The following is a 24,846-nucleotide window of genomic DNA, read 5'->3' on the forward strand; positions in this document are numbered from 1 at the left end:
CGTAACGACCCGTTCCGGGAGATCTTGCCCCGGGTCACTCCTCCGGATCGGTGCGCGTCCCGGCTCCCCGGGTCACTCCTCGTCGAAGTCCTGCGCGGCGACCCGCAGCGGCCTGAGCATCGCGAAGATCTCCCCGCACTCCTCCGCGTCGTACACCCCGAGGCCGAAGTCCATCGCCATCAGGTCGCGGGTCGCCTCCTCGACGACCTCACGCCCCTTGTCGGTGATGACGGCGAGGGTGCCGCGGCCGTCGTTGGGGTTGGGACGCCGGGCGACCAGGCCCGACCTCACCAGGCGGTCGACGGTGTTCGTCACCGAGGTGGGGTGCACCTGGAGCCGCTCGCCGATCTTCGACATGGTCAGCTCGCCCTCCTTGGAGAAGGTGAGCAGCACCAGCGCCTCGAAGCGCGCGAACGTCAGGCCGTACGGCTTGACCACGGCGTCCACCTCGGCGAGCAGGATCTGGTGCGCGCGCATGATCGAGGTGATCGCGGCCATGGACGGCGTGTTCCCCCAGCGCTGCTTCCAGAGCTCGTCGGCGCGGGCGATGGGGTCGAAGGGGAGACTGGGCGGTTTCGGCACGCCTCCAGACCTTACCGGCCGGTCATATCGTGGTCAGCCCCGTCTCGGCCCTCGGTCCGCCGGACCTCCAGGGCCGACAGTACGCAGCAGACCGTCCCCAGCACTCCGGCCCCCGCGACCGCGGCCGCCACCCCCACCAGTTCCGCGGCCACACCCGCGAGGGCCATGCCGACACCCTGGAACGTCATGAGCCCGGCGGTGAGCAGCGTCATGGCCCGGCCGCGCAGCTCCTCGGGCACGTCCCGGACGATCCACTGGTCGAGGCCGAGGGTGTACGCCGACCCCGCGCCCGAGACCACCAGGAGGAGCAGCGAGACGGCGAGGCCGGGGTGGAACGCGTAGCCGAGGTAGGGCAGCAGGGTCACACAGACGAGGGGCAGCGCGACCCGCTCGCGGGTGACCGGGCGCAGCCGGGAGCCCGCGTACAGCTCGCCGGCGATCGCGCCGACCGGCAGCGCGCACATCAGCAGGCCCAGGCCGGTGGAGCCGACGCCGAGGCCGTCGGCGTAGGGCGCGGACAGCGCCTCCGGGGCGACCGTGAAGGTCGGCGGCACCCAGAAGAGCAGCAGCAGCGCCCGCACCCGCCGGTCGGCGAGGATCTGCCGGGCGCCCTTGAGGGAGTCCGTGACCAGGGCTCCGCCGGTCCCGGCCCGGGCGGGGCGGCGGTGGGTCCCCAAGCGCAGCAGCGCGGCGGAGGCGAGGAAGGTGCCGACGGTGACCGCCAGCGCCTGCCGCGGAGAGACGACGGTGAGCAGCAGTCCGCCGAGTCCGAAGCCGACGAGCAGCGCGCTCTGCGCGGTGACGCGCAGCAGGGAGCGGCCGAGGACGAACAGATCCCCTTCACCGAGGATGTCCGCGAGGGTGGCCATCCGGGTGCCCGCGAAGACCGGCGAGACGACGGCGAGACAGCAGCGCAGGGCGAGCAGCACGGCCAGGGGCGCGCCCGGCGCCGTCATCGGCACCACGCACAGCGCGCACACCAGGTCGCAGACCACGAGCACGCGCCGGGCCGGGAAGCGGTCGGCGACCCCGGCGAGCAGGGTGCCGCCGACGACGTAGGGCAGGAAGCCGAGGGCGAAGGCCAGGGCGCTCATCAGCGGTGAGCCGGTCAGGTCGTAGACCAGGACGGACAGCGCGATCTCGGCGACGATCACGCCGAGCATGGACAGCAGATGGGCGACGAAGACGGCCCGGAACTCACGGACGGCGAAGACACGGAGATATCCGGTGGCCGGGGCCCCGGTCGTGGGCGCCGGCGGTCCCGCGGGGGCTTCCGGTGACGCGGGCGCCTTCGGTCCCGCGGGGGCTTCCGGTGACGCGGGCGCCTTCGGTCCCGCGGGGGCTTCCGGTGACGCGGGCGCCGGGAGAGCCTGCTGCGTCGCGGGAGTCCGCGGTGCCGCGAGGGCCTGCGGTGTCGCCAGGGCCTGCGGTGTCGCGGAGGCAGCGGTGGTGGTGGCGGGCGGCGCGGAGGCGGGCGGCGGCGTGACTTCTGGCATGACGGCAGCGTCCTCGCGGGAGGGCGCAGGCCCTAGTGTTTCGGTCACCGCCGAATGTTCGAGAGGTGAGGTCGGTGCCGTCACACCTGCATTTCGGGGAGGACGACTTCCTGCGCTGTCGCTTCGCCGTGTCGCCGCTGTGGGAGACGCAGGAGGTCGCGCGCACCCTCAAGCGGCCCGATCGGCACGGCTACCACGCGCCCTGGCTGCGCCGGATCCGCACGACCGCCGAGACGCTCGACCTGACCGGGCTGTGGCTGCTGATGCCCCGCCGGGGCCACTCCCCCGACTGGCTGTGCCCGCCGCCGGTCGGGCCCGCGGCCGGTTTCGAGGAGGAGCTTGCCGCGGTCCGGGCCGCCGACCCGGAGGCCGCCCGCACGGACACCGCCCGCTCGCTGGCGGACACCCCCGGCGCGCTGGACTCGCCCCGGGGGCGGGCCTGGCTGGCGGATCCGGAGCGGATGATCCGGGAGCTGACCGGCGTACTGGAGGAGATCTGGCACACCCTCCTCGCACCGGACTGGCCCCGGCTGCGCGCCCTGTTGGAGGCGGACGTCGCCTTCCACTCGCGCCGGCTGGCCGAGGTCGGGCTGGGCGGGCTGCTGCCGGAGATCAACCGGCGGTGCGGCTGGCGGGCCGGCACCCTGACGGTGGACTCGAACGGAGAACACGAGCGGCACCTCGGCGGCCAGGGACTGGTCCTGATGCCCAGCGTGTTCTCCTGGCCTGACGTCGTGAGCGGCTTCGACCCGCCCTGGCAGCCGACGCTGGTGTACCCGGCGCGGGGCATCGGCGGTCTGTGGACCGACACCGCCGCGCACTCCCCCGAGGCCCTGGTCCGGCTGCTCGGCAGGGGCCGGGCCGGGGTCCTCGGGGCGCTCGGCGATCCGGCGACCACCTCCGCCCTCGCCCACCGGCTCGGTCTCGCCCCGTCCTCGGTCTCCGCGCATCTGACGGCGCTGCGCGACGCGGGGCTGCTGGTGTCCCGGCGCTACGGACACCAGGTGCTGTACGAACGGACGCCGCTGGGGATGGCGCTGGTGTCGGGCGGCGCTCAGTAGAGGCTGCGCAGGCCGAGGACGTCGCCCTTGCCGAGCGTGCGGGCGTCCGTGGAGCAGGCGAAGGAGTTCGCGTACATGGTGAGGTTCTCGTGCCCGGCGCCGGAGTGGCCGAGGCCGAAGACGTGCCCGGCCTCGTGCGTGGCGACGCTGCGGATGTCGTACGCGTGCGTGCAGCCGCCGGACGGGCGGTTCGTGAACGGGAAGTCATGGGTGTTGAAGCGGACGTCGGCCTCGAGCAGTTCCTCGGGGCCGTCGGGCACCGGCCGGCTCCAGGAGCAGGTGGTCGCGACGGCCTCGCCGCCGATGTCACCCGCGTCCCACACGCTCAGACCGTCCCGGCGGGCGCAGCGGGCCGCGCGGTCGATGCCGGCCTCGTTGCCGGTCGTCGACAGGAACCTGGCCTTCGCCGCCACCGTGTCGTCGTAGCCGCAGTCGTTGCGGCTCGTGGTGATGGTGGCGATGGCGTCCTCGAAGGCCCGCCGGCCCTCCGCGCGGGACAACCGGCCCGGCAGGGGGCCGTCGCCGATGAACCACTCGTACGTGCCGTACTCCTTGCGGCCCGCGGTGGAGTAGGCGCCGTCGGCGCAGGGGGCGGGCGCGTCGGCGCGGGCCCTGGCGGCGGCCGCCGCGTGGGCCTCCTCGTAGGCGTAGGAGACCGTTCCGTCGGCGGCGACCGTCAGGGAGAAACCGTGCGCCGAGCCGTCCGCCGTGAGGGCGTCGACGCTGACCGTGGTGCCGGGTTCCGGCACCGCCACTCCGGCACCCTCGTGGGTGACCACCCGACCGACGGCGAAGCAGTCGAGCACGGACGAACCGGCGGGCAGGTCCTCGACGGTCAGCTCGCCGCGGGCCGGCGCGCACGCGGGCGGCCGGGGCACCTCCCCCACGCAGACCACCGACAGCGATGCCGCCACCAGGAACGCCGTGACCCCCCTGCCGACCGGTCCCGGTCCGCGCCGCCCTGCCACCGCACACTCCCCTTCGACGCCACGCCACCGCGCGGAACCTGATCGGCCTCGGGAGACATTAGCCAGGCGGCACCGGCCGAAAACCCCATCCGACCTCACCCGTTCGAGCTACCGCTCAAACGGGTGTTCCGTCACTGCTCCGTCGCTGTTCCGCGCGCTACTGCGCGCGCTCCCCCAGATGCCGTTCCACCGTCTCCACCTTGGAGGTCAGTCCGTCCGTCACGCCGGGGCGGATGTCGGCCTTCAGGACCAGGGAGACGCGCGGGGCGCGTTCCTCGACGGCGGCCACGGCGCGCTTGACGACGTCCATGACCTCGTCCCATTCACCCTCGATGGAGGTGAACATGGCGTCGGTACGGTTCGGGAGGCCGGACGCGCGGACGACCCGGACGGCGTCCGCGACGTAGTCGCCGACGTCCTCGCCGACACCCAGCGGCGTGACCGAGAACGCGACGATCATGCCTTCGCCACCGATTCCTGACGGGCGCGGGAGGCGATGACCGCGTCCTCGGCCTCACGGCGCAGCTTGCGCTCGGCGAAGAAGCCGCCGGTCGGCAGGACCGACAGGACGAAGTAGAGGGCCGCGGTCCCCAGGGGCCACTTCGCGCGGTTCCAGGCGTCCGCCCAGAAGAGCACGTACAGGACGAACAGCACGCCGTGGACCATGCCCATCACGGGCACCGCGTTGAAGTCCGTGGTCCGCTTCAGCACCGAGCAGACCAGCAGGAGCAGGAAGGACACGGCCTCGGGGGCGGAGACCAGGCGCAGGCGGCGGAGGGCGGAGGCTGTCTTCAGGTCCACGGGACACCTTCGGGGGGAGGTACGGCGACGAACAGGCGGTTTGTGAATGCACGCACAAGCGTTCGCCCATTGTGGCAAACGGTCCGCCTAGGGGTGCGTTCAGGGTCGTTCTCCACCCCCGGGTGCTGTTCGGCACACCCGTCCGGCCGATACCTTCGCCGCGTGGCGATGTTTCGACTTCAAGGCAGCAAGGTGCTGGCCGTCGACGTGACCGGGGACGCCGTGAAGGCCAAGAACGGCTCGATGGTCGCGTACGACGGGCAGATGGCGTTCAAGAAGCTCAGCGGCGGCGGTGAGGGCATCCGCGGGATGGTCACCCGCAGGCTCACCGGCGAGCAGATGACCATGATGGAGGTGAGGGGGCAGGGCACCTGCTGGCTGGCCGATCGCGCCTCCGAGATCAATCTCGTCCAGCTCCACGGGGACAAGCTGTACGTCGAGTCGAGCAATCTGCTCGCGACCGACGCCGGCCTCAGGACCGGGACCAGCTTCACCGGACTGCGCGGCGCGACCCAGGGCAACGGACTGTTCACGACGACCGTCGAGGGCACCGGCCAGGCGGCCATCACCTCGGACGGACCGGCCGTGGTGCTGCGCGTGAGCCCGCAGTACCCGCTGACGGTCGACCCCGGCGCCTATGTCGCGCACCAGGGCGACGTCCGGCAGACGTTCCAGTCGGGTGTGACCTTCCGCACGTTCATGGGCGAGGGCGGCGGCGAGGCCTTCCAGATCCGGTTCGAGGGGGACGGCCTGGTGTACGTCCAGCCGAGCGAGCGCAACACGATCGCGGGGGATGTGTGAGATGACCTTCCGCGAGATCAATTCGAAGATGGTCGAGGCGACCGTCGTCCCCGGCCAGCGGCTGTTCAGCCAGCGCGGCGCCATGCTCGCCTACCGCGGCGAGGTGGCCTTCACGCCCAACGTCCAGGGCGGCCAGGGCGGAGTGATGTCCATGATCGGGCGCCGGCTCGCCAACGAGGACACCCCCCTGATGACCGTCGAGGGCAACGGCACGGTCCTCTTCGGGCACGGCGGCCACCACGTCCAGGTCATCCGGCTCACCGGCGACACGCTGTACGTCGAGGCGGACCGCCTGCTCGCCTTCGAGGGCACCCTCCAGCAGGGCACGATGTTCCTGGGCTCCCAGGGCGGGGTCATGGGCATGGTCCGCGGCCAGGTCAGCGGGCAGGGACTGTTCACCACCACCCTGAAGGGACACGGCGCCGTCGCCGTGATGGCCCACGGCGGGGTCTTCGAGGTGCCGATCACCCCGCAGCGCCCGGTCCATGTCGACCCCCAGGCCTATGTCGCCCACCACGGCGACGTCCGCAACAAGCTGTCGACGGCGCTGGGCTGGCGGGACATGGTGGGCAGGGGCTCCGGCGAGGCGTTCCAGCTGGAGCTGAGCGGCAACGGTGCGGTGTTCGTCCAGGCGTCGGAGGAGAAGCTGTGAGCAGGTACGGGGCTCCGGGCGGCGGCCCGACGGTGCACGACCCGATGACCTTGCCGGTCGACGACAACGTGAACAGCTACACCTTCTGTGTGGAGCTCAAGGGGAGCCAGTGGTTCCTCCAGAAGGGGAAGATGATCGCCTACTACGGGTCGATCGACTTCAACGGCATCGGACACGGCCGTCTGGACCGCCTGGTGCGCACTTCGTTCCATTCGCCACTGCACGCGAGCGACTGGGTCGTGGCCGAGGGTTCGGGCAAGATGCTCCTCGCCGACCGGGCCTTCGATGTGAATTCGTACGACCTCGACGACGGCAACCTGACCATTCGCTCGGGCAATCTGCTCGCTTTTCAGCCAACTCTGTCGCTCAAGCAGTCGATCGTGCCGGGATTTCTCACGCTGATCGGAACCGGCAAGTTCGTCGCGGCATCTAACGGTCCGGTGGTGTTCATGGAACCCCCTCTCCGGGTCGACCCGCAGGCGCTGGTCGGCTGGGCGGACTGCCCCTCCCCGTGCCATCACTACGACCACGGGTACATGACCGGCCTGATGGGCGGTCTACGTGCCCTGACCGGGCTCGGAGGGGCTTCCGGGGAGGAGCACCAGTTCGAGTTCGTGGGGGCCGGGACGGTGCTGCTCCAGTCGACCGAACTGCTCATGGCGGAGCAGGCGACGGGGGCGGTTCCGCATGAGCCGGGAGTGCCCGGCGGGGGCGCCGGACCTGGTGGGCAAGGAGGCCACGGAGCGCAAACCGGCACACCGCGCCTTCCCGGACAGCTGGGAGACCTCCAGCGTCGCTTCGGGCTGTGAGCGGTAGTCTGCGGAGTGTGACATCGAACGCGTGCGCACCGTCACACCGCCCTCACTAGTTCGCCTTTCAACATTTTAGGTAGACTTCATTTATGGAGACCGAAACGGCCACGCGCTGGCTGACCGATGCGGAGCAGTGCGCTTGGCGCACCCACCTGGAGGTCAACAGGCTGTTGACGTACCAGCTCGAAAAGGATCTCCAACCGTTCGGCCTGACCATGAACGACTACGAGATCCTGGTGAATCTCTCCGAGTCGGAGGGCGTCCGGATGCGGATGAGCGACCTCGCGTCCGCCACCCTCCAGTCCAAGAGCCGTCTCTCGCACCAGATCACCCGTATGGAGAGCGCCGACCTGGTGCGCCGTGAGAACTGCGAGTCGGACCGCCGCGGACTGTACGCGGTCCTGACCGAGCACGGCATGGAGACGATGCGGAAGGTCGCCCCGCACCATGTGGAATCCGTGCGGCGGCACTTCATCGATCTCCTCTCCCCCGACGCCACGACGGAACTGTCCCGGGCCCTGAAGCCCATCGCGGAACACCTGCGCGGGCAGCGCGGACGCCCGTGAGGGACTCCCGTCGGCCGGTCGGTCCAGCCGGTCGGTCCAGGCGGTAGGGCCAGGGGATCGTTCCCGACGTTCCGGGCGACCGGTCCAGGCGCTCGACAGGCGGAGCCCGCACAGGGGCTCCGCCTGTCGACGTCTCCGCACCCTGGCCCGGGCCCGTCCCTCCCTGACCGATCCCCGGCCTGGCCCTGGCCTGCCTCCGGCTCCGAGCCGGTCCCCGTCTCTGGCCCTGACTCCGGCCCCGGGCCTGCCCCCGTCCCGGGCTTGGCTCCGGCCCCGGGCTGGAATCCGGCTCCGGGCCTGGCTGCGGCCGTCAGGCGAGGGGGACGAGATCGCCCGTGCGCCCGCGGGCCCGGCCGGCGACGGCCGCCGCCGTCAGCAGCACCACCGCTCCGGTCAGCGCGAAGCACACCGCCACCGGCAGCCGCCCGGCCAGCGCGCCGGCGACCGCCGTACCGGCCGTACTGCCCGCGTTGACGGCCGTGTTGACCCACGCACCGGCCCGCACCCGGGCCTCCGGCGCGGCGATCTCGTCGGCGACGAGATAGGCCGTGGTGATCGTCGGCGACACGAAGAACCCGGCGGCCGCGACGGCGACGGCGAGCGTGCCGAGCCCCGGCGCGAGTCCCGCACCGCAGAGCGTCAGCCCGAGCCCCGCCGTGAGCAGCGGCAGCCGCGCCCCGGTCGGCATCCGCCAGGAGACGGCCCCGTTGAGCAGCCCGCCGACGGCGCTGCCGGCCGACAGCGCGGCCAGCACCCAGGCGGCGCTCGCCCCGCCGGTCCCGTGTCCGTGGCGCTCGGCGAACGCCACGACCAGCAGGTCGACCACGCCCAGGGCCAGCCCCACACCCGCGATGGCGACCACCGGCCGCCCGAGCCCCCGCAGTCCGCCGCGTCCCCGTCGCGCGGTGGCCTTCCCCGGCCCGACGGCCCGCACCGCAGGCGACGACAGGAACCCGGCCGTCCCCACGGCCATCAGGGCCGCCCCGACGACGATCCCCGCGGCCGGCGGCGCGAAGCCGACGAGCACGCCGACCAGCAACGGCCCGGTGACGAAGAGGAGTTCCTCGGCGACCCCGTCGACGCTGTAAGCGCGTTGCAACAGGGCCCGGTCCGGGGTGAGCCTCCCCCAGACCGCCCGCATGGTCGGCCCCAGCGGCGGCACACAGGCGCCCGCGGTGGCCGCGAGGGCGCCCAGCACGGGAGCCGGGGCACCGGTCGGGCGCGCGAGGACCAGGGTCAGCAGGACGAGCACCGCGAGGTAGGCGGTGGTCATCGGGACGAGCGCCCGGCACGGCCCGTGCCGGTCGATGAGGGCCGCCCTGGTGGGCGACAGGAAGACGGTGGTGGCCCCGAACAGCGCCATCACGGTGCCGGCCACCGCGTACGAGCCCGAGGAGCGGGTCACGGCGAGCATCAGGGAGAGCGGGACGATCCCGTACGACAGCCGTCCGGTCAGGGCGGCGGCGAAGGTACGACGGGCGTGCGGAACGCGCAGGACGGCGGCATACGAGGGCCGCGGGGCAGGTGCAGCGGACATGAGGAGTTCCTCGACTCATGGCAGGAAAAGGGGACGCCTGAGCGCCGCGAGCGGGGCGGCCGGACGCCGCTCTCCGATCACGGGCCTGGGCGGGCCCTATGCCAAGAGGAGGAACACGGGCGTGACGCTACCAGCGCGGCCCGGATCCCGACGAGGGATTTGATCGGCCGTCCCGTCGGCGCGACCGACCGGGGGCCCGACGGGACCCCTCGCCCGAACCCGCGGCGACCCCCGCCCCGTCAGCCCTGTGTCAGGCCCGCCACCAGTTCGTCCGCGGCCCGGTAGGGGTCCAGTTCGCCGGCGACGATGCGCTCGGCGAGAGAGCTCAGCCGACGGTCGCCGTGCAGGTCGCCGATGCGTTCGCGCAGAGCCGTGACGGCGATCGTCTCGACCTCGCGGGCCGCGCGGGAGCGGCGGCGCTCGGTGAGGACGCCGTGCTCCTCCATCCACGCGCGGTGCTTCTCCAGCGCCTCGACGACCTCGTCGACGCCCTCGGCGCGGGCGGCGACGGTCTTCACGATCGGCGGACGCCAGTCCCCGGGACCCCGTGCCTCGCCGAGGCCGAGCATGTGGTTCAGCTCGCGGGCGGTGGCGTCGGCGCCGTCCCGGTCGGCCTTGTTGACGACGTAGACGTCGCCGATCTCCAGGATCCCGGCCTTGGCGGCCTGGATGCCGTCGCCCATGCCCGGGGCCAGCAGGACGACACTGGTGTCCGCCTGCGAGGCGATCTCCACCTCCGACTGGCCCACGCCGACCGTCTCGACCAGGATCACGTCGCAGCCGGCCGCGTCCAGCACCCGGATCGCCTGCGGGGCCGACCAGGCGAGGCCGCCCAGATGGCCGCGGGTGGCCATCGAACGGATGTAGACGCCGGGGTCGGAGGCGTGCTCCGACATCCGGACGCGGTCGCCGAGCAGGGCCCCGCCGGAGAACGGCGAGGACGGGTCGACGGCCAGGACCCCGACCCGCCTGCCCTGTTTGCGGTAGGCGGTGACCAGCGCGGACGTCGACGTGGACTTGCCGACGCCCGGTGAACCCGTCAGGCCCACCACATAGGCGTTGCCCGTGAGCGGGGCCAGCGCCTCCATGACCTCCCTGAGCTGCGGGGACGCCCCCTCCACCAGGGAGATCAGCCGGGCCACCGCCCGTGGCCGGCCTTCCCTGGCCTGGGCGACCAGCGAGGAGACGTCCTGCATCACAGCTCCGTTCAGATCCGTTCGGGGTGGGACATGCGCGGGGGGGGTCAGGCCTTGGGGACCCGCACGATCAGCGCGTCGCCCTGACCGCCACCGCCGCACAGCGCGGCCGCGCCCACGCCGCCGCCCCGGCGCTTCAGCTCCAGGGCCAGGTGCAGGACGAGGCGCGCGCCGGACATGCCGATCGGGTGGCCCAGGGCGATCGCGCCGCCGTTGACGTTCACCTTTTCCGAGGACACGCCGAGGTCCTTCATTGACTGCACCGCCACGGCGGCGAAGGCCTCGTTGATCTCGATCAGGTCGAGGTCGGAGACCTCCAGGCCGTCCTTCTTCAGGGCGTGCAGGATGGCGTTGGAGGGCTGGGACTGGAGCGAGTTGTCCGGCCCGGCCACATTGCCGTGGGCGCCGATCTCGGCGATCCACGACAGACCCAGCTGCTCGGCCTTGGCCTTGCTCATCACGACCACGGCCGCCGCGCCGTCGGAGATCTGCGAGGCGCTGCCCGCGGTGATCGTGCCGTCCTTGGTGAACGCCGGGCGGAGCTTGCCCAGGGACTCCGCCGTGGTCTCGGCGCGGATGCCCTCGTCCTTGCTGAAGACGACCGGCTCGCCCTTGCGCTGCGGGATCTCGACCGGCGTGATCTCGGCCTCGAAGATGCCGTTCTTCTGCGCGGCGGCGGCCCTCTGATGGCTCAGCGCGGCGATCTCGTCCTGCTCGGGACGCGCGATCCCGAGCCGCGTGTTGTGCTTCTCCGTGGACTCGCCCATGGCGATGTTCTCGAAGGCGTCGGTCAGACCGTCGTACGCCATCGCGTCGAGCATCTCGATCGCGCCGTACTTGAAGCCCTCGCGGGACTTCGGCAGCAGGTGCGGGGCGTTGGTCATGGACTCCTGGCCGCCGGCCACCACGATGTCGAACTCACCCGCGCGGATCAGCTGGTCGGCCAGCGCGATCGCGTCGAGGCCCGACAGACACACCTTGTTGATCGTGAGCGCCGGGACGTTCATCGGGATGCCGGCCTTGACCGCGGCCTGACGGGCCGGGATCTGCCCCGCCCCGGCCTGGAGCACCTGCCCCATGATCACGTACTGCACCTGGTCGCCGCCGATCCCCGCACGGTCGAGGGCGGCCTTGATGGCGAAGCCGCCGAGGTCGGCCCCGGAGAAGGACTTCAGGGAGCCCAGCAGCCGTCCCATGGGCGTCCGCGCGCCCGCGACGATCACCGAGGTCGTGCCGTTGGAACCAGTCGAGTCAGTCATGAGCTGCGATTCCCCTTACCGGCCTGCACGGGCCGAGGAGTGAACGAGGGTTTACTTCGAATGTACTGAGTGGCACTCCGTGCCGTCATCGGGCCGTCAGTGTGATCGCGCGCACGTTGCGTAACCACCACGGCCGCGCTCCACTAACAGCATGCTGACGCGAATCGACCACATCGGGATCGCCTGCCACGACCTCGACGCGACCGTCGAGTTCTACCGTTCCACGTACGGCTTCGAGGTGTTCCACTCCGAGGTCAACGAGGAGCAGGGCGTGCGCGAGGCCATGCTCAAGATCAACGATACGTCCGACGGCGGTGCCTCGTACCTCCAGCTCCTCGAGCCGACCCGGCCGGATTCCACCGTCGCCAAGTGGCTCGACAAGAACGGCGAGGGCGTCCACCACATCGCTTTCGGTACGGCGGATGTCGACACGGACGCCGCGGACATCAGGGACAAGGGCGTACGCGTTCTGTACGAAGAGCCGCGACGCGGCTCCATGGGGTCACGGATCACCTTCCTGCATCCAAAGGATTGCCACGGAGTACTGACAGAACTGGTCACTTCGGCGGCTGTTGAGTCACCTGAGCACTGACCCTCGTACATATGGGCCGGTAGGGTTGGGGGCGGTCGCCGCTCACACCGGGGCGACCCGGTCCTGCCGTACGGCGGCGGGACGCAGCCGGGGTCCGGGTTTCGGGGGACGAGCGTCGGGGCAGCAGCCCGTGCTCCGCCGTTGATCTGACACCATTCCCCGGGAGCCCCGTCCGGCGGATGGACGGAGCTCGTTCGGAAAGCTTGCGACCAGGGACGGATGGGACCGCGCAGTGCGGGGCTACGAGAGCCAGGAGCGGGAGCCGGCGGCTGACGTCGACCACCTGACTCGGTTCGAAGCCGAGATGAAGCGGCTGAAGACCGAGCGGGAAAAGGCGATCCAGCATGCCGAGGACCTCGGCTACCAGGTCGAGGTGCTGCGCGCCAAGTTGCACGAGGCGCGGCGCACCATCATGTCCCGGCCCGCCTTCGACGGCGGCGACATCGGGTACCAGGCCGAGCAGATGCTGCGGAACGCGCAGATGCAGGCGGACCAGTTGCGGCAGGACGCCGAACGGGAGCTGAGTCAGGCCCGGGCGCAGACGCAGCGGATCCTCCAGGAGCACGCCGAACAGGCGGCCCGGCTCCAGGCGGAGCTGCACCAGGAGGCGGTGGCCCGTCGCCAGCAGCTCGACCAGGAGCTGGCGGAGCGGCGGCAGAACGTCGAGTCGCACGTCAACGAGAACGTGGCGTGGGCCGAGCAGCTGCGGGCCCGTACCGAGGCCCAGGCGCGCCGGCTGCTCGACGAGTCGCGGGCCGAGGCGGAGCAGGCCCTCGCGGCCGCCCGCGCCGAGGCCGAACGGGTGGCCTCGGAGGCCCGCCAGCGGCTCCAGGCCGACGCCGAGGCGACCCGCGCGGAGGCCGAGCAGCTGCTGCTGCGGGCCCGCACGGACGCCGAACGGCTGCTGAACGCCGCCTCCAGCCAGGCGCAGGAGGCCAGCGACCACGCCGAGCAGCTGCGCAACTCCACGGTCACGGAGTCCGACGCGGCCCGCCGGCAGGCCGGTGAGCTCTCGCGCGCCGCCGAGCAGCGGATGTCCGAGGCCGAGGAGGCGCTGCGCAAGGCGCAGGCCGAGGCCGACAAGGTGCTCGCGGAGGCGAAGGCCGCCGCCGAGAAGGCGCTCTCCGGCGCGGAATCGGTCAACGAGCAGCGCACGCGTACGGCCAAGGAGCAGGTCGCCCGGCTGGTCACCGAGGCCACCAAGGAGGCCGAGGCGACCAAGGAGTCCGCCGAGCAGCTCGTCGCCGACGCCCGCGCCGAGGCCGAGAAGATCGTCGCGGAGGCCGCCGAGAAGGCCCGCACGCTCACCGCCGAGGAGAGCGCGACCCAGTTGTCGAAGGCGGCGAAGACCGCCGAGGACGTGCTGAACCGGGCGCAGGAGGACGCGCAGAACACCACGAAGGCCGCCGCCGAGGAGGCCGAGCGGATCCGTCGTGAGGCGGAGACCGAGGCGGACCGGCTGCGTGCCGAGGCGCACGACATCGCCGAGCAGCTCAAGGGCTCGGCGAAGGACGACACCAAGGAGTACCGCGCCAAGACGGTCGAGCTCCAGGAGGAGGCCCGCCGGCTGCGCGGCGAGGCCGAGCAACTGCGTGCCGACGCGGTCGCCGAGGGCGAGAAGATCCGCGCGGAGGCCCGCAAGGAGGCCGTCCAGCAGATCGAGGAGGCGGCCAGGACCGCCGAGGAGCTGCTGTCCAAGGCGAAGGCCGACGCGGACGAGCTGCGCCAGAAGGCCACCTCGGACAGCGAGAAGGTGCGCACCGAGGCGATCGAGCGCGCCACCACGCTGCGCCGGCAGGCCGAGGACACCCTGGAGCGCACCCGCGCCGAGGCCGAGCGCCAGCGCGACGAGGCGGTGGAGCTCGCCGAGACCATCACCTCGAACGCCGAGGAGGCCGCGCGCGAGCTGCGCGAGGAGACCGAACGCGCGGTCGAGGCCCGGCAGGCCGAGGCCGCCGAGGAACTGACCCGGCTGCACAGCGAGGCCGAGTCCCGGCTCGCCTCCGCCGAGCAGGCGCTGACCGAGGCCCGCGAGGAGGCCGCGCGGATCCGCCGCGAGGCCGGCGAGGAGACCGAGCGGCTGCGCTCGGAGGCCACGGAGCGGATCCGGACCCTCCAGCAACAGGCCGCCGCGGAGGCGGACCGGCTGCGCGACGAGGCCGCCGCCGACGCGTCCGCCTCGCGCGCCGAGGGCGAGGCCGTCGCCGTACGGCTGCGTTCCGAGGCCGCCGCCGAGGCGGAGCGGCTGAAGTCGGAGGCGCAGGACACCGCCGACCGGGTGCGCGCGGAGGCGCAGGCCGCCGCCGAGCGGCTGGCCACCGAGGCGTCCGAGACGCTGGCCGCCGCCCAGGAGGAGGCACAGCGGCGCCGCCGCGAGGCCGAGGAGCTCCTCGGTTCCGCCCGCCAGGAGGCCGACCAGGAGCGCGAGCAGGCCCGCCTCCAGAGCGAGGAACTGCTGGCCTCGGCGCGCAAGCGCGTGGAGGAGGCGCAGACCGAGGCCGTCCGGCTGGTCGAGGAGGCGGACCGGCGCGCGAGCGAGATGGTGTCGGCCGCCGAGCAGCACGCGCAGCAGGTGCGGGAGTCCGTCGCCGGGCTGCACGAGCAGGCGCAGGACGAGATCAACGGGCTGCGTTCGGCCGCCGAGCACGCGGCGGAACGCACCCGGCGCGAGGCGGAGGAGGAGGCGGACCGGGTCCGTTCCGACGCCTACGCCGTGCAGGAGCGCGCGGCCGAGGACGCGAACCGGGTCCGGCGGGAGGCGAGCGAGGCCTCGGAGGCCGCGCAGGCGCTGGCCGAGCAGACCGTCGGCGAGGCGATCGCGGAGGCGGAGCGGATGCGCTCGGAGGCGTCCGCGCACGCCCAGCGGGTCCGCACCGAGGCCTCGGACGCCATCGCCCAGGCCGACCAGGACGCCTCGCGCACCCGGGCGGAGGCCCGGGACGACGCCAACCGCATCCGTTCGGACGCGGCGACGCAGGCGGACACCCTCATCACCGAGGCCCGCAACGAGGCGGAGCGGCTCCAGACGGAGACCATCGCGGAGGCCGAGCGCCTTCAGTCCGAGACGATCGCGGAGACCGACCGGCTGCGGGCCGAGTCGGTCGCGAAGGCGGAGAAGCTCATCTCGGACGCCGCCGGGGACGCGGAGCGGCTGCGTGCCGAGGCCGCCGAGACGGTGGGTGCCGCGCAGCAGGCCGCCGAGCGGATCCGCAGCGAGTCCGAGCGCGTCAGGGCATCGGCGGCGGCGGAGGCCGACCGTCTGATGAGCGTGGCCCGCGAGGAGGCCGACTCGACGCTGGACGAGGCCCGCAAGGAGGCCAACAAGCGGCGCTCCGAGGCGGCCGAGCAGGTCGACACCCTCATCACGGAGACCGCGGCCGAGGCGGACAAGCTCCTCACCGAGGCGCAGCAGCAGGCGCAGCAGGTCACGGCGGACGCGGAGGCGCAGGCCGACTCGATGGTCGGCGCGGCCCGCAACGAGGCCGAGCGGCTGGTCTCCGAGGCGACGGTCGAGGGGAACTCCCGCGTGGAGAAGGCCCGCACGGACGCCGACGAACTGCTGGTCGGCGCCCGCCGGGACGCGACCGCCATAAGGGAGCGGGCGGAGGAGCTGCGCGACCGCATCACCAGCGAGATCGAGGGGCTGCACGAGCGGGCCCGCCGCGAGGCCGCCGAGACGATGAAATCGACCGGCGACCGCTGCGACGCGCTCATCAAGGCGTCCGAGGAGCAGCTCGCCAAGGCCCAGGCGAAGGCGAAGGAGCTGGTGTCGGACGCCAACTCCGAGGCGGGCAAGGTCCGTATCGCCGCAGTGAAGAAGGCCGAGGGGCTCCTCAAGGAGGCCGAGCAGAAGAAGGCGACGCTCGTGCGGGAGGCCGAGGAGCTCAAGGCCGAGGCGATCCGCGAGGCGCGCCGCACCGTCGAGGAGGGCAAGCGCGAGCTGGAGGTCCTGGTGCGCCGGCGTGAGGACATCAACGCCGAGATCTCCCGGGTCCAGGACGTGCTGGAGGCGCTGGAGTCCTTCGAGGTCCCGACCGGCGCCAAGGACGGTGGCGTCAAGGCCGGCGCCACCATCGGGGCGCCCCGATCGGGTGGGAAGGCCTCGGACGGCTAGCGGAATGTGTGAATTGCGTTAAAGTCTCGCGCCGTTGAGCGGACCTTTGGCAAGCGCTCCGGCGCTCAGCCACCCAAAAGGGGTGTCATTCTCCAGATCAAACACGTATACGCTCGATGACACACCGTTCCGGGCCCTAGGATTCCACCTATCACCTCACCGGTCTCATTCGACAGGAACCCCATGAGCGACACTTCCCCCTACGGCTTCGAGCTTGTGCGGCGTGGGTACGACCGCGCTCAGGTGGACGAACGCATCTCGAAGCTCGTCTCCGACCGTGACAGCGCTCTGGCTCGTATCACTGCTCTGGAAAAGCGCATCGAGGAGCTCCACCTCGAGACGCAGAACGCCCAGGCCCAGGTAAGCGACGCGGAGCCGTCGTACGCCGGCCTCGGCGCGCGTGTCGAGAAGATCCTCCGCCTCGCCGAGGAAGAGGCCAAGGATCTGCGCGAGGAGGCCCGTCGCGCGGCCGAGCAGCACCGTGAGCTCGCCGAGTCGGCGGCCCAGCAGGTGCGCAACGACGCGGAGTCGTTCGCCGCGGAGCGCAAGGCCAAGTCCGAGGACGAGGGCGTCCGGATCGTCGAGAAGGCCAAGAGCGACGCGTCGCAGCTGCGTTCCGAGGCGCAGAAGGACGCGCAGTCGAAGCGTGAGGAGGCGGACGCCCTCTTCGAGGAGACCCGCGCCAAGGCCGCGCAGGCCGCCGCCGACTTCGAGACGAACCTGGCCAAGCGCCGCGAGCAGTCGGAGCGCGACCTGGCGTCCCGTCAGCAGAAGGCGGAGAAGCGTCTCGCCGAGATCGAGCACCGCGCGGAGCAGCTGCGCCTCGAGGCCGAGAAGCTGCGCACCGACGCCGAGCGCCGGGCCCGTCAGACCGTGGAGACGGCGCAGCGCCAGGCCGAGGACATCGTGGCCGACGCGAACGCGAAGGCGGACCGCATCCGTTCCGAGTCCGAGCGCGAGCTGGCGGCCCTCACCAACCGCCGCGACTCGATCAACGCCCAGCTGACGAACGTCCGCGAGATGCTCGCCACGCTGACCGGTGCCGCGGTGGCCGCGGCCGGCACGCCGTCCACGGACGACGAGCCGATCTCCCGTGGGGTCCCGGCGCAGCAGTCCCGGTGACGTCCTGAGGTACGGCGGACGAACATCGGCGAAGCCCTCTGCCACTCCGGTGGCAGAGGGCTTTGACGCGCTTTAGCGTGGCCGCATGATCGAGCTGTCGGGCCTGACGAAGCGGTACGGCGAGAAGGTCGCGGTGAACAACCTCACCTTCACCGTCAGACCGGGCATCGTCACGGGCTTCCTCGGTCCCAACGGCGCCGGGAAGTCCACCACCATGCGGATGATGCTGGGTCTCGACCGGCCCACCGCGGGGGACGTCCGGATCGACGGGCAGCACTACGACCGGCTGAAGGACCCCCTCAAGTACATCGGCGCGCTGCTGGACGCCAAGGCCATGCACGGCGGGCGCAGCGCCTTCAACCATCTGCTGTGTCTGGCGCAGAGCAACGGCATCCCGAGGAGCCGTGTGCACGAGGTGCTGGACACGGTCGGTCTCACCTCCGTGGCGAGGAAGAAGGCCAAGGGGTTCTCGCTGGGCATGGGGCAGCGGCTGGGCATCGCGGGCGCGCTGCTCGGCGATCCCCGGATCCTGATGTTCGACGAGCCGGTCAACGGCCTCGACCCCGAGGGCATCCACTGGATCCGCAACCTGATGAAATCCCTCGCCGCGCAGGGGCGGACGGTGTTCGTCTCCTCCCACCTCATGAGCGAGATGGCGCTGACCGCCGATCACCTCGTCGTCATCGGACAGGGCCGGCTGCTCGCGGACACCTCGATGGCCGACTTCATCGCGCAGAACTCGCGCTCGCACGTCCGGATCCGTACCCCGCAGCGGGAGCGGCTGCTCGATGTGCTGCACGGCGCCGGGATCCTGGTCGTGGAGACCGGCGGCGGGGTGCTGGAGGTCGACGGCGGCAAGTCCGAGCACATCGGGGAGCTGGCCGCGCAGCACCAGATCGTGCTGCACGAGCTGAGCCCGCAGCGGGCCTCCCTGGAGGAGGCGTTCATGCAGCTGACCGCGGAGTCGGTCGAGTACCACGCCCACGCGGACACGCCCGCGCCCGCGCCCGCCGGGGAGCTCGGACGGTTCGAGCAGCCCGCCCCGCAGTGGGGCGACGACTGGACGAGGAGCTGATGATGGCGGCGACCCAGGTCATCCGGTCCGAGTGGACCAAGATCCGGTCGGTGGCCTCCACGGTGTGGACGCTCTCCCTCGCGGTGGTGGTCACCATCGCCCTCGGCATGCTGATCTCGGCGTTCACGGGCAACGAGTTCGACAACATGAGCCGCGACGACCGGCTCTCCTTCGACCCCACCTTCATCAGCTTCGCCGGGATGAGCCTCGGTCAGCTGGCGATGATCGTGTTCGGGGTGCTGGTCGTGTCGAACGAGTACAGCACCGGCATGATCCGTACCTCGCTGGCCGCCGTGCCGCAGCGCGGGACCTTCCTGTTCAGCAAGATCGCGGTGGCCACCGGGCTCGCGCTGGTCGTGGGGCTGGCCACCAGCTTCGTCACGTTCTTCCTGGGGCAGGCCATGCTCGGCTCCCACCGGGCGTCGATCGGGGACGACGGGGTGCTGCGGGCGGTGATCGGTGGTGGTCTGTACATGACGCTCATCGCCGTGTTCTCGATGGGCGTGGCCACGATGCTGCGCTCGCCGATGCTGTCGCTCGGCATCCTGATGCCGTTCTTCTTCCTGATCTCCAACATCCTCGGCAACGTCTCCGCGACGAAGAAGATCGGCCGGTATCTGCCCGACCAGGCCGGCAGCAAGATCATGCAGGTGGTCACGCCGATCGACGACGACACCCCGTACGGGCCCTGGGGCGGGTTCGGCATCATGGCGCTGTGGGCGGTCGCCGCGCTGGCCGGCGGCTACCTCCTGCTGAAGAAACGCGACGCGTAACGCTTTGGGCTTTGCTTTCATTTGAGCGGAACCGTCAGCGCCCCGATAGTCTCCTAACCCTTACGGGGGCGTGTGCCCTGCTGTCCTGAACCTTTCGATGGGTGCGGAGCATGATCGAAGCAGTCGGCCTGACCAAGCGCTACGGCGACAAGACCGCTGTGTACAACCTTTCCTTCCAGGTACGGCCCGGCGCCGTCACCGGCTTCCTCGGGCCCAACGGCTCGGGCAAGTCGACGACCATGCGCATGATCCTGGGCCTGGACAACCCGACCGCCGGGACGGTGACGATCGGCGGCTATCCCTACCGCAAGCTGCCGAACGCCGCCCGCCAGGTGGGCGCCCTGCTGGACGCCAAGGCGGTGCACGGCGGCCGGCACGCCCGCAACCACCTGCTGAGCCTGGCCCAGCTGTCCGGCATCCCGGCCCGGCGGGTCGACGAGGTGCTCGGCGTGGTCGGCCTCCAGGACGTGGCGCGCAAGCGCTCCAAGGGCTTCTCCCTGGGCATGGGCCAGCGGCTCGGCATCGCGGCCGCGCTGCTCGGCGACCCGCAGGTGCTGCTCTTCGACGAGCCGGTCAACGGCCTCGACCCCGAGGGCATCCTCTGGGTGCGCAACCTGATGAAGTCGCTGGCCGCCGAGGGCCGCACGGTGTTCGTCTCCTCCCACCTCATGAGCGAGATGGCGGTGACCGCCGACCACCTGATCGTGATCGGACGCGGCCAGCTGCTCTCCGACATGAGCGTGAAGGACTTCATCTCGGCCAACTCCGCCGACTTCGCACGGGTCCGCACCCCGCACACCGAACCCCAGCTGCGCGAGAAGCTGGCCTCGGCGCTCACCGAGGCGGGCGGCCATGTGCTGCCCGAGCAGGACGGCGCGCTGCGGGTGACCGGACTGCCGCTGCCGCGCATCAGCGACATCGCGCACGACACCGACGTACGCCTGTGGGAGCTGTCCCCGCACCAGGCCTCGCTGGAGGAGGCGTACATGCGGATGACGCAGGGCGCCGTCGACTACCGGTCCACCATCGACCAGAAGGCCGGCCTCCAGCAGCAGCTGCCGCCCGGCGCGCAGCCGCCGATGCCCGTGCCGGGCCAGGGTCAGCCGGGCTGGTACGCCCCGCCGCCCCCGCAGCACACCGGCTACGCGCCCGCGCAGCCCGCCCAGACGCCTCCGGTGGCCTCCTACGGGGCGTACGGCGCCCCCGGAGCGCCCGCCACGGCACCTGGTCCGAACGGGGCCAACCCGTACGCGCAGGCGCCCGCACAGGCCCCCGCCCAGCCGGCCGCCCCGGCGGGTCAGGCCCCGGCCGCGGCCCCGGCGGCGACGCCCGCCCCGGCTCCGGCCGCCTCGCTGGACAAGGCCCCGGCCGCGCCCGCCCCGGCGCCCGCCGCCGCCCCCGACGCCGCCCCGACCAAGTCCGAGGACGCCCGATGAGCACCCCGCAGCACCCGACGCCGCAGGCCCCGCCCGCCTGGCAGGGGGCGCCCGGCCCCGCGTACGCCACGGCCGGCCCCGTCTACACCTCACCGATCCCGATCGTGCGCACCCACCTCGGGCACGCCATCACGTCGGAGTGGACGAAGATCCGGTCGGTGCGCTCCACGATGTGGACGCTGGGCGTGTTCGTACTGCTCGTCGTCGGCATCGGACTGCTGGCCGGCGCGATCGTGGCCGCGAACGCCACCGAGGGCGACCTCGCGGACGACACCGCTCTGTCGTTCGGCTTCTTCGGACTGCTCCTGGGCAGCATGTGCATCATCACGCTCGGCGTGCTGACCACGGCCTCGGAGTACGGCACGGGCATGATCCGGACGACCATGGTGGCCTGCCCGTCCCGCGGCCGGGTGCTCGCCGCGAAGGCGGTCGTGTTCTTCGCCGTCGCGTTCGTCGTCACCCTGGTGTCCACGGGCTTCGTCGCCATGGTGCACGTGGGGATGCTGGGCGACGCCCGGCAGCCGACCGGCTCGGAGTGGCTGAAGGCGACCTTCGGGGTGTCCCTCTACATCGCGCTGCTCGGACTGATCTCGCTGGCCGTCGGCTCGGTCATCCGGCACTCGGCCGGCGCCATCACCATCATGATCGGCGTCCTGCTGGCCCCGCTGGTCATCGCGATCTTCATGTTCTCGTCCTCGCTGGAGGGCCTGCGCCAGGCCCTGTTCGAGTACTCGATCCCGAGCCAGATGAGCGTGTTCTACTCGTCCTCGCTCAGCGACAGCGGGCCGACCGGCTGGGACCCGCTGTGGATCGCGCTCGGCGTGACCGCCGTCGTGCTCGGCGGCGCCTTCGCCCTGCTGGAGAAGCGCGACGTCTGACGGCTGACGGCTGACGGCTGACGGCTAGAACTTCGGCGCGTTACGGGACCGCCGCACCCCCGGGGTGCGGCGGTCCCGTGCGTTCCAGCACGCCTTGTGCCAGTGCCGGCGGTCGTCGACGCCCGCGTGCTCGGGCCAGACCACGACGTGCGGGACGCCGTCGGGGATCAGCTGGTCGCAGCCGGGGCACCGGTACGCCTTGCCCTGGGCGCTCGCCCCGGCCACGTGCCGCACGCTCCACTGCTCGCCCTGCCAGGTCTCCCCCGACTGCCAGCCGCCGTAGCGGCTCGCGCGGTCGTCCTCGGCGCTCCGGCCGGACGAGCCCTCACCCTTGGGGCGGTTGCGACGCGGGGACACGGGACACCTCACGGGGCTATACAGGAAGCAGGAGCGGCGTCCAGCCTACGCGGCGTGCGCGCGGGTACCCGTAGGGCAGCGATCCCCACAAGTCGCCCTCCTCGGCGTCCCATTCTCCAGACAATCCGCAAATCTCTCCGCCAGGCCGTGTCCTCGGCACGTGTCAGACGGTTATGCCGGGTGGGGGAGCTCCGTGTCGGAGCCAAGGAAGCAGGAAAGTCCATGCGCGTTGGAAGTTTCGTGTTGGGAGCCCAGTTCCCCGGCCAGGGTCAGGGGGAGGCGCTCCACCGCGCGGTCCGCTCGGCCGAGGTGGCCGAGGAGGCGGGCCTCGACTCGGTCTGGCTGGCCGAGCACCACTTCGTGCCGTACGGCACGTGCCCGTCGGCGGTCACGCTCGCCGCTCTGCTGCTGGGCCGCACCCGCCGCATCCGGGTCGGCACGGCGGTCAGCGTCCTGCCCACCGTCCATCCCGTCGCCCTGGGCGAGCAGGCCGCGCTGCTGCACGTGACGAGCGGCGGCCGCTTCTCGCTGGGCGTGGGGCGCGGCGGCCCGTGGGTCGACCTCGAGGTGTTCGGCGCGGGCCTGGAGGCGTACGAGCAGGGGTTCCCGGAATCACTCGATCTGCTGGTCCGGTGGCTGCGCGACCCCTCGGTCGGATCCGAGGGCGAGCGGTTCCGCTTCCGCGAGGTCCCCGTCGTCCCCAGGCCCTCGGAGGCGCTGACGGACGCCCCGGGCCCGGAGGTCGTCGTCGCCTGCACCTCACCGGCGAGCGTGCGGCTGGCCGCCGAGCGCGGGCTGCCGATGCTCCTGGGGATGCACGTGGGGGACGAGGAGAAGGCCGAGATGGTCGCGGCATGGCGGCAGTACGCGCGCGCGGCCGGGCGGCCCGGGGACGAGATCCGGGGCGCGGCGCATGTCTCGGCGGGTGTCTGCCAGATCGCGGACCGCCGCACGGACGCGGTGGAGACCTTGGTGAAGGCGATGCCGGGCTGGCTGCGGCAGGGGCTGGACGCGCATGTCACGGTGGACGGCCGGGCCCGCTCCATGCGGGACCCGGTGGCATACACCGAACTGCTCTGCGGGCTGCACCCGGTGGGCACCCCGCGGCTGTGCGCCGACCGGCTCGCGGCGACCGGCGAGCGGACCGGCATCTCGCGTTTCGCCCTGCTGGTCGAGGGCTCCGGCGACCTGGCGGCCACCGAGGAGAACGTACGGCGGCTGGGCTCGGAGGTGCTCCCCCACCTCCGGTGAACAGCCCAGCCGGCCGCGAGGCTTGCCGCTCCCGTCCTGATGGAACCTCCCGCGTCAGGAGCGGCAAGCAACGGGCTCACGTGTCAGCAGTCCCGGAATTCCGGGGACTGGTTCAGCACCTGGCTGCGGACCGAGGTGAAGCGGGCGAGCTTCTCGTCGACAGCCGGTTCCAACGGGAACACCGCCACCCGGTGGCAGTTCTGGAAGGCCAGCCGCACACCGAAATGCCGCTGAAGCGCGCCGCGTATGGCGTCACTCGCGAGCGCGCGCAGCAACTGCCCGCGTGCCTGCTCGTCCGGCGGGGGCGTCTGGTTGTCGGCGAAGTCTCCGCCGTCCACCTTCAGCTGGGCCACCAGGGAGCTGACCATCTCCCATGCGTAAGGCAGGGAGGTCCGGACGCAGTCGACGAATTCTGCTTCGTCGACCTCGCCTCGCTCGGCCTGTTCGAGTAGGGCCGGTGAGACGTCGAGCGACATGGGTACTCCTCTCGCACCCCCGGAACAACAGGGGTTGCCGGACAGGGAAAGGGAGTTCGCATGCCGAAACACCGCACACGCTGAGTACACGCATCGCGACCTCCCGTTCACTACGGTAGGCAACGGACCGTGACCGCACCAGGAGAATGGGCACATAGAGAACCTCAAGTAGGCACACAATCGGCCACTGTCGAATGATCGTTTTCCTGGTCGAAAGGGGCGGGTCCCAAGGGGCTCACGGTGGAGCCCCGCGCCGGTGGGCAGACGGGCGAATCGCGTCCGCGGCGGGGCGTCGGATAGCGTTGCCGACCATGCGTCTCGTCATCGCCCGGTGCTCCGTGGACTACGCCGGCCGGCTCACCGCCCACCTGCCCTCCGCCCCCCGTCTCATCCTGGTGAAGGCGGACGGCAGCGTCTCGATCCACGCGGACGACCGGGCCTACAAGCCCCTCAACTGGATGTCGCCGCCCTGCACGCTGAAGGAGGGCACAGGCGACGAGGAAGGCGTCTGGACCGTCGTCAACAAGGGCGGAGAGAAGCTCATCATCACGATGGAGGAGATCCTCCACGACTCGTCGCACGAACTCGGCGTCGATCCCGGCCTGATCAAGGACGGTGTGGAGGCGCACCTCCAGGAACTTCTCGCCGACCGCATCGAGACCCTCGGCGAGGGGTACACCCTCATCCGGCGCGAGTACATGACCGCCATCGGGCCGGTCGACATCCTGTGCCGGGACGCGGAGGGGCAGACCGTCGCGGTGGAGATCAAGCGGCGCGGCGAGATCGACGGTGTCGAGCAACTCACGCGCTACCTCGAGCTGTTGAACCGCGACCCGCACCTCGCCCCGGTGCGCGGCGTCTTCGCGGCCCAGGAGATCAAGCCGCAGGCCCGCGTGCTCGCCACGGACCGCGGCATCGGCTGCACGGTCCTGGACTACAACGCGATGCGGGGCATCGAGGACGACAAGCTGCGGCTGTTCTGACCCTGTCACCCGTACGGCGCGAAAGGGCCGGGTTCCCCGAGGGGAAACCGGCCCTTTC

The 24,846-nt window shown here is 71.8% G+C and carries 24 protein-coding genes; 14 read left to right on the top strand and 10 right to left on the bottom strand.

Annotated elements, in window-relative coordinates; all coding sequences use genetic code 11:
• Window positions 1-72 precede the first annotated feature (72 nt).
• On the bottom strand, window positions 73-582 hold the full coding sequence (locus AOQ37_RS06145; RefSeq protein ID WP_062641981.1) for a MarR family winged helix-turn-helix transcriptional regulator: 510 nt from the start codon (window positions 580-582) through the stop codon (window positions 73-75).
• Between the two features lie 11 nt (window positions 583-593).
• Window positions 594-2,078, bottom strand: a complete 1,485-nt coding sequence (locus tag AOQ37_RS06150) for an MFS transporter (RefSeq protein ID WP_267888001.1) — start codon at window positions 2,076-2,078, stop codon at window positions 594-596.
• Between the two features lie 74 nt (window positions 2,079-2,152).
• On the opposite strand from AOQ37_RS06150, the gene AOQ37_RS06155 reads away from it, so the two are divergent.
• Entirely contained in the window at window positions 2,153-3,139 is a 987-nt protein-coding gene (locus AOQ37_RS06155) for an ArsR/SmtB family transcription factor (RefSeq protein ID WP_062641983.1), read from the top strand.
• Here the strand turns inward: AOQ37_RS06155 and AOQ37_RS06160 are convergent.
• The 3 genes from AOQ37_RS06160 to AOQ37_RS06170 form a co-directional block, all read right to left on the bottom strand.
• Window positions 3,133-4,107, bottom strand: coding sequence for a matrixin family metalloprotease (locus AOQ37_RS06160; RefSeq protein ID WP_062641990.1), 975 nt, complete (start codon window positions 4,105-4,107; stop codon window positions 3,133-3,135). The genes AOQ37_RS06155 and AOQ37_RS06160 overlap by 7 nt on opposite strands.
• Before the next feature lie 157 nt (window positions 4,108-4,264).
• Window positions 4,265-4,567, bottom strand: a complete 303-nt coding sequence (locus AOQ37_RS06165; protein ID WP_062641992.1) for an MTH1187 family thiamine-binding protein — start codon at window positions 4,565-4,567, stop codon at window positions 4,265-4,267.
• A complete protein-coding gene (locus AOQ37_RS06170; RefSeq protein WP_062641993.1) occupies window positions 4,564-4,908 on the bottom strand; it encodes a DUF3817 domain-containing protein in 345 nt (114 codons plus the stop codon). The genes AOQ37_RS06165 and AOQ37_RS06170 overlap by 4 nt, the downstream gene beginning before the upstream one ends.
• A gap of 168 nt (window positions 4,909-5,076) precedes the next feature.
• On the opposite strand from AOQ37_RS06170, the gene AOQ37_RS06175 reads away from it, so the two are divergent.
• The 4 genes from AOQ37_RS06175 to AOQ37_RS06190 all read left to right on the top strand — a co-directional run bounded on the left by AOQ37_RS06175 (window position 5,077) and on the right by AOQ37_RS06190 (window position 7,739).
• Window positions 5,077-5,709 carry an AIM24 family protein gene (locus AOQ37_RS06175; protein WP_062642487.1) on the top strand — a complete coding sequence of 211 codons (633 nt, stop codon included), beginning with the start codon at window positions 5,077-5,079 and terminating at the stop codon, window positions 5,707-5,709.
• Between the two features lies 1 nt (window position 5,710).
• A complete protein-coding gene (locus tag AOQ37_RS06180; RefSeq protein WP_062641995.1) occupies window positions 5,711-6,361 on the top strand; it encodes an AIM24 family protein in 651 nt (216 codons plus the stop codon).
• A 44-nt stretch (window positions 6,362-6,405) separates the two neighbouring features.
• On the top strand, window positions 6,406-7,170 hold the full coding sequence (locus AOQ37_RS06185; protein WP_374701480.1) for an AIM24 family protein: 765 nt from the start codon (window positions 6,406-6,408) through the stop codon (window positions 7,168-7,170).
• Window positions 7,171-7,262: 92 nt separating this feature from the next.
• Window positions 7,263-7,739: a MarR family winged helix-turn-helix transcriptional regulator gene (locus AOQ37_RS06190; RefSeq protein ID WP_062641999.1), complete on the top strand. Its 477-nt coding sequence runs from the start codon at window positions 7,263-7,265 to the stop codon at window positions 7,737-7,739.
• Between the two features lie 310 nt (window positions 7,740-8,049).
• On the opposite strand, the gene AOQ37_RS06195 is transcribed toward AOQ37_RS06190, so the two are convergent.
• The 3 genes from AOQ37_RS06195 to AOQ37_RS06205 form a co-directional block, all read right to left on the bottom strand.
• On the bottom strand, window positions 8,050-9,276 hold the full coding sequence (locus AOQ37_RS06195) for an MFS transporter (protein WP_062642001.1): 1,227 nt from the start codon (window positions 9,274-9,276) through the stop codon (window positions 8,050-8,052).
• Window positions 9,277-9,515: 239 nt separating this feature from the next.
• Window positions 9,516-10,472: a methylmalonyl Co-A mutase-associated GTPase MeaB gene (gene meaB, locus AOQ37_RS06200; protein ID WP_062642003.1), complete on the bottom strand. Its 957-nt coding sequence runs from the start codon at window positions 10,470-10,472 to the stop codon at window positions 9,516-9,518.
• A 47-nt stretch (window positions 10,473-10,519) separates the two neighbouring features.
• Entirely contained in the window at window positions 10,520-11,731 is a 1,212-nt protein-coding gene (locus AOQ37_RS06205; RefSeq protein ID WP_062642004.1) for an acetyl-CoA C-acetyltransferase, read from the bottom strand.
• Window positions 11,732-11,882: 151 nt separating this feature from the next.
• Here AOQ37_RS06205 and mce point away from each other — a divergent pair, with 151 nt between their 5' ends.
• From mce to AOQ37_RS06240, 7 genes are all read left to right on the top strand, one after another.
• A complete protein-coding gene (gene mce / locus AOQ37_RS06210) occupies window positions 11,883-12,323 on the top strand; it encodes a methylmalonyl-CoA epimerase (protein ID WP_062642006.1) in 441 nt (146 codons plus the stop codon).
• Window positions 12,324-12,555: 232 nt separating this feature from the next.
• On the top strand, window positions 12,556-16,437 hold the full coding sequence (gene scy / locus AOQ37_RS06215) for a polarized growth protein Scy (RefSeq protein ID WP_062642008.1): 3,882 nt from the start codon (window positions 12,556-12,558) through the stop codon (window positions 16,435-16,437).
• A gap of 183 nt (window positions 16,438-16,620) precedes the next feature.
• Window positions 16,621-17,559 (top strand): coiled-coil domain-containing protein, encoded by a 939-nt coding sequence (locus AOQ37_RS06220; protein WP_020131158.1) that lies wholly within the window; start codon window positions 16,621-16,623, stop codon window positions 17,557-17,559.
• An 85-nt stretch (window positions 17,560-17,644) separates the two neighbouring features.
• Window positions 17,645-18,634, top strand: coding sequence for an ABC transporter ATP-binding protein (locus AOQ37_RS06225; RefSeq protein WP_062642010.1), 990 nt, complete (start codon window positions 17,645-17,647; stop codon window positions 18,632-18,634).
• A gap of 2 nt (window positions 18,635-18,636) precedes the next feature.
• The gene (locus AOQ37_RS06230; protein WP_062642012.1) at window positions 18,637-19,407 is read left to right on the top strand and encodes an ABC transporter permease; all 771 of its coding nucleotides are present in this window, start codon (window positions 18,637-18,639) and stop codon (window positions 19,405-19,407) included.
• Between the two features lie 110 nt (window positions 19,408-19,517).
• Window positions 19,518-20,843: an ABC transporter ATP-binding protein gene (locus AOQ37_RS06235; RefSeq protein ID WP_062642013.1), complete on the top strand. Its 1,326-nt coding sequence runs from the start codon at window positions 19,518-19,520 to the stop codon at window positions 20,841-20,843.
• Window positions 20,840-21,721: an ABC transporter permease gene (locus AOQ37_RS06240; RefSeq protein ID WP_062642015.1), complete on the top strand. Its 882-nt coding sequence runs from the start codon at window positions 20,840-20,842 to the stop codon at window positions 21,719-21,721. Before AOQ37_RS06235 ends, AOQ37_RS06240 begins: the two co-directional genes overlap by 4 nt.
• Before the next feature lie 24 nt (window positions 21,722-21,745).
• Here the strand turns inward: AOQ37_RS06240 and AOQ37_RS06245 are convergent, their stop codons facing one another.
• Window positions 21,746-22,078 (bottom strand): Rv1322 family protein, encoded by a 333-nt coding sequence (locus tag AOQ37_RS06245; protein ID WP_062642016.1) that lies wholly within the window; start codon window positions 22,076-22,078, stop codon window positions 21,746-21,748.
• A gap of 222 nt (window positions 22,079-22,300) precedes the next feature.
• Here AOQ37_RS06245 and AOQ37_RS06250 point away from each other — a divergent pair, with 222 nt between their 5' ends.
• Window positions 22,301-23,329 (top strand): LLM class flavin-dependent oxidoreductase, encoded by a 1,029-nt coding sequence (locus tag AOQ37_RS06250; RefSeq protein WP_062642018.1) that lies wholly within the window; start codon window positions 22,301-22,303, stop codon window positions 23,327-23,329.
• An 83-nt stretch (window positions 23,330-23,412) separates the two neighbouring features.
• Here the strand turns inward: AOQ37_RS06250 and AOQ37_RS06255 are convergent, their stop codons facing one another.
• Entirely contained in the window at window positions 23,413-23,805 is a 393-nt protein-coding gene (locus AOQ37_RS06255) for an SCO5389 family protein (RefSeq protein WP_020131165.1), read from the bottom strand.
• A gap of 311 nt (window positions 23,806-24,116) precedes the next feature.
• Here AOQ37_RS06255 and nucS point away from each other — a divergent pair, with 311 nt between their 5' ends.
• Complete coding sequence (nucS, locus tag AOQ37_RS06260; protein WP_062642019.1) at window positions 24,117-24,788, top strand: endonuclease NucS; 672 nt, start codon at window positions 24,117-24,119, stop codon at window positions 24,786-24,788.
• Window positions 24,789-24,846: the final 58 nt, after the last annotated feature.

Origin of the sequence: Streptomyces maremycinicus, from assembly GCF_001184025.1 — a bacterium.
GTDB classification, from domain to species: domain Bacteria; phylum Actinomycetota; class Actinomycetes; order Streptomycetales; family Streptomycetaceae; genus Streptomyces; species Streptomyces maremycinicus.

Excerpts from the sequence above, each read along its gene's own strand:
- AOQ37_RS06150 (WP_267888001.1), bottom strand. The coding sequence starts at position 2,078 with ATGCCAGAAGTCACGCCGCCGCCCGCCTCCGCGCCGCCCGCCACCACC.
- AOQ37_RS06165 (WP_062641992.1), bottom strand. The coding sequence starts at position 4,567 with ATGATCGTCGCGTTCTCGGTCACGCCGCTGGGTGTCGGCGAGGACGTC.
- AOQ37_RS06175 (WP_062642487.1), top strand. The coding sequence starts at position 5,077 with ATGTTTCGACTTCAAGGCAGCAAGGTGCTGGCCGTCGACGTGACCGGG.
- AOQ37_RS06180 (WP_062641995.1), top strand. The coding sequence starts at position 5,711 with ATGACCTTCCGCGAGATCAATTCGAAGATGGTCGAGGCGACCGTCGTC.
- AOQ37_RS06185 (WP_374701480.1), top strand. The coding sequence starts at position 6,406 with ATGACCTTGCCGGTCGACGACAACGTGAACAGCTACACCTTCTGTGTG.
- AOQ37_RS06190 (WP_062641999.1), top strand. The coding sequence starts at position 7,263 with ATGGAGACCGAAACGGCCACGCGCTGGCTGACCGATGCGGAGCAGTGC.
- AOQ37_RS06195 (WP_062642001.1), bottom strand. The coding sequence starts at position 9,276 with ATGTCCGCTGCACCTGCCCCGCGGCCCTCGTATGCCGCCGTCCTGCGC.
- meaB (WP_062642003.1), bottom strand. The coding sequence starts at position 10,472 with ATGCAGGACGTCTCCTCGCTGGTCGCCCAGGCCAGGGAAGGCCGGCCA.
- AOQ37_RS06205 (WP_062642004.1), bottom strand. The coding sequence starts at position 11,731 with ATGACTGACTCGACTGGTTCCAACGGCACGACCTCGGTGATCGTCGCG.
- mce (WP_062642006.1), top strand. The coding sequence starts at position 11,883 with ATGCTGACGCGAATCGACCACATCGGGATCGCCTGCCACGACCTCGAC.
- AOQ37_RS06220 (WP_020131158.1), top strand. The coding sequence starts at position 16,621 with ATGAGCGACACTTCCCCCTACGGCTTCGAGCTTGTGCGGCGTGGGTAC.
- AOQ37_RS06225 (WP_062642010.1), top strand. The coding sequence starts at position 17,645 with ATGATCGAGCTGTCGGGCCTGACGAAGCGGTACGGCGAGAAGGTCGCG.
- AOQ37_RS06230 (WP_062642012.1), top strand. The coding sequence starts at position 18,637 with ATGGCGGCGACCCAGGTCATCCGGTCCGAGTGGACCAAGATCCGGTCG.
- AOQ37_RS06235 (WP_062642013.1), top strand. The coding sequence starts at position 19,518 with ATGATCGAAGCAGTCGGCCTGACCAAGCGCTACGGCGACAAGACCGCT.
- AOQ37_RS06240 (WP_062642015.1), top strand. The coding sequence starts at position 20,840 with ATGAGCACCCCGCAGCACCCGACGCCGCAGGCCCCGCCCGCCTGGCAG.
- AOQ37_RS06250 (WP_062642018.1), top strand. The coding sequence starts at position 22,301 with ATGCGCGTTGGAAGTTTCGTGTTGGGAGCCCAGTTCCCCGGCCAGGGT.
- AOQ37_RS06255 (WP_020131165.1), bottom strand. The coding sequence starts at position 23,805 with ATGTCGCTCGACGTCTCACCGGCCCTACTCGAACAGGCCGAGCGAGGC.
- nucS (WP_062642019.1), top strand. The coding sequence starts at position 24,117 with ATGCGTCTCGTCATCGCCCGGTGCTCCGTGGACTACGCCGGCCGGCTC.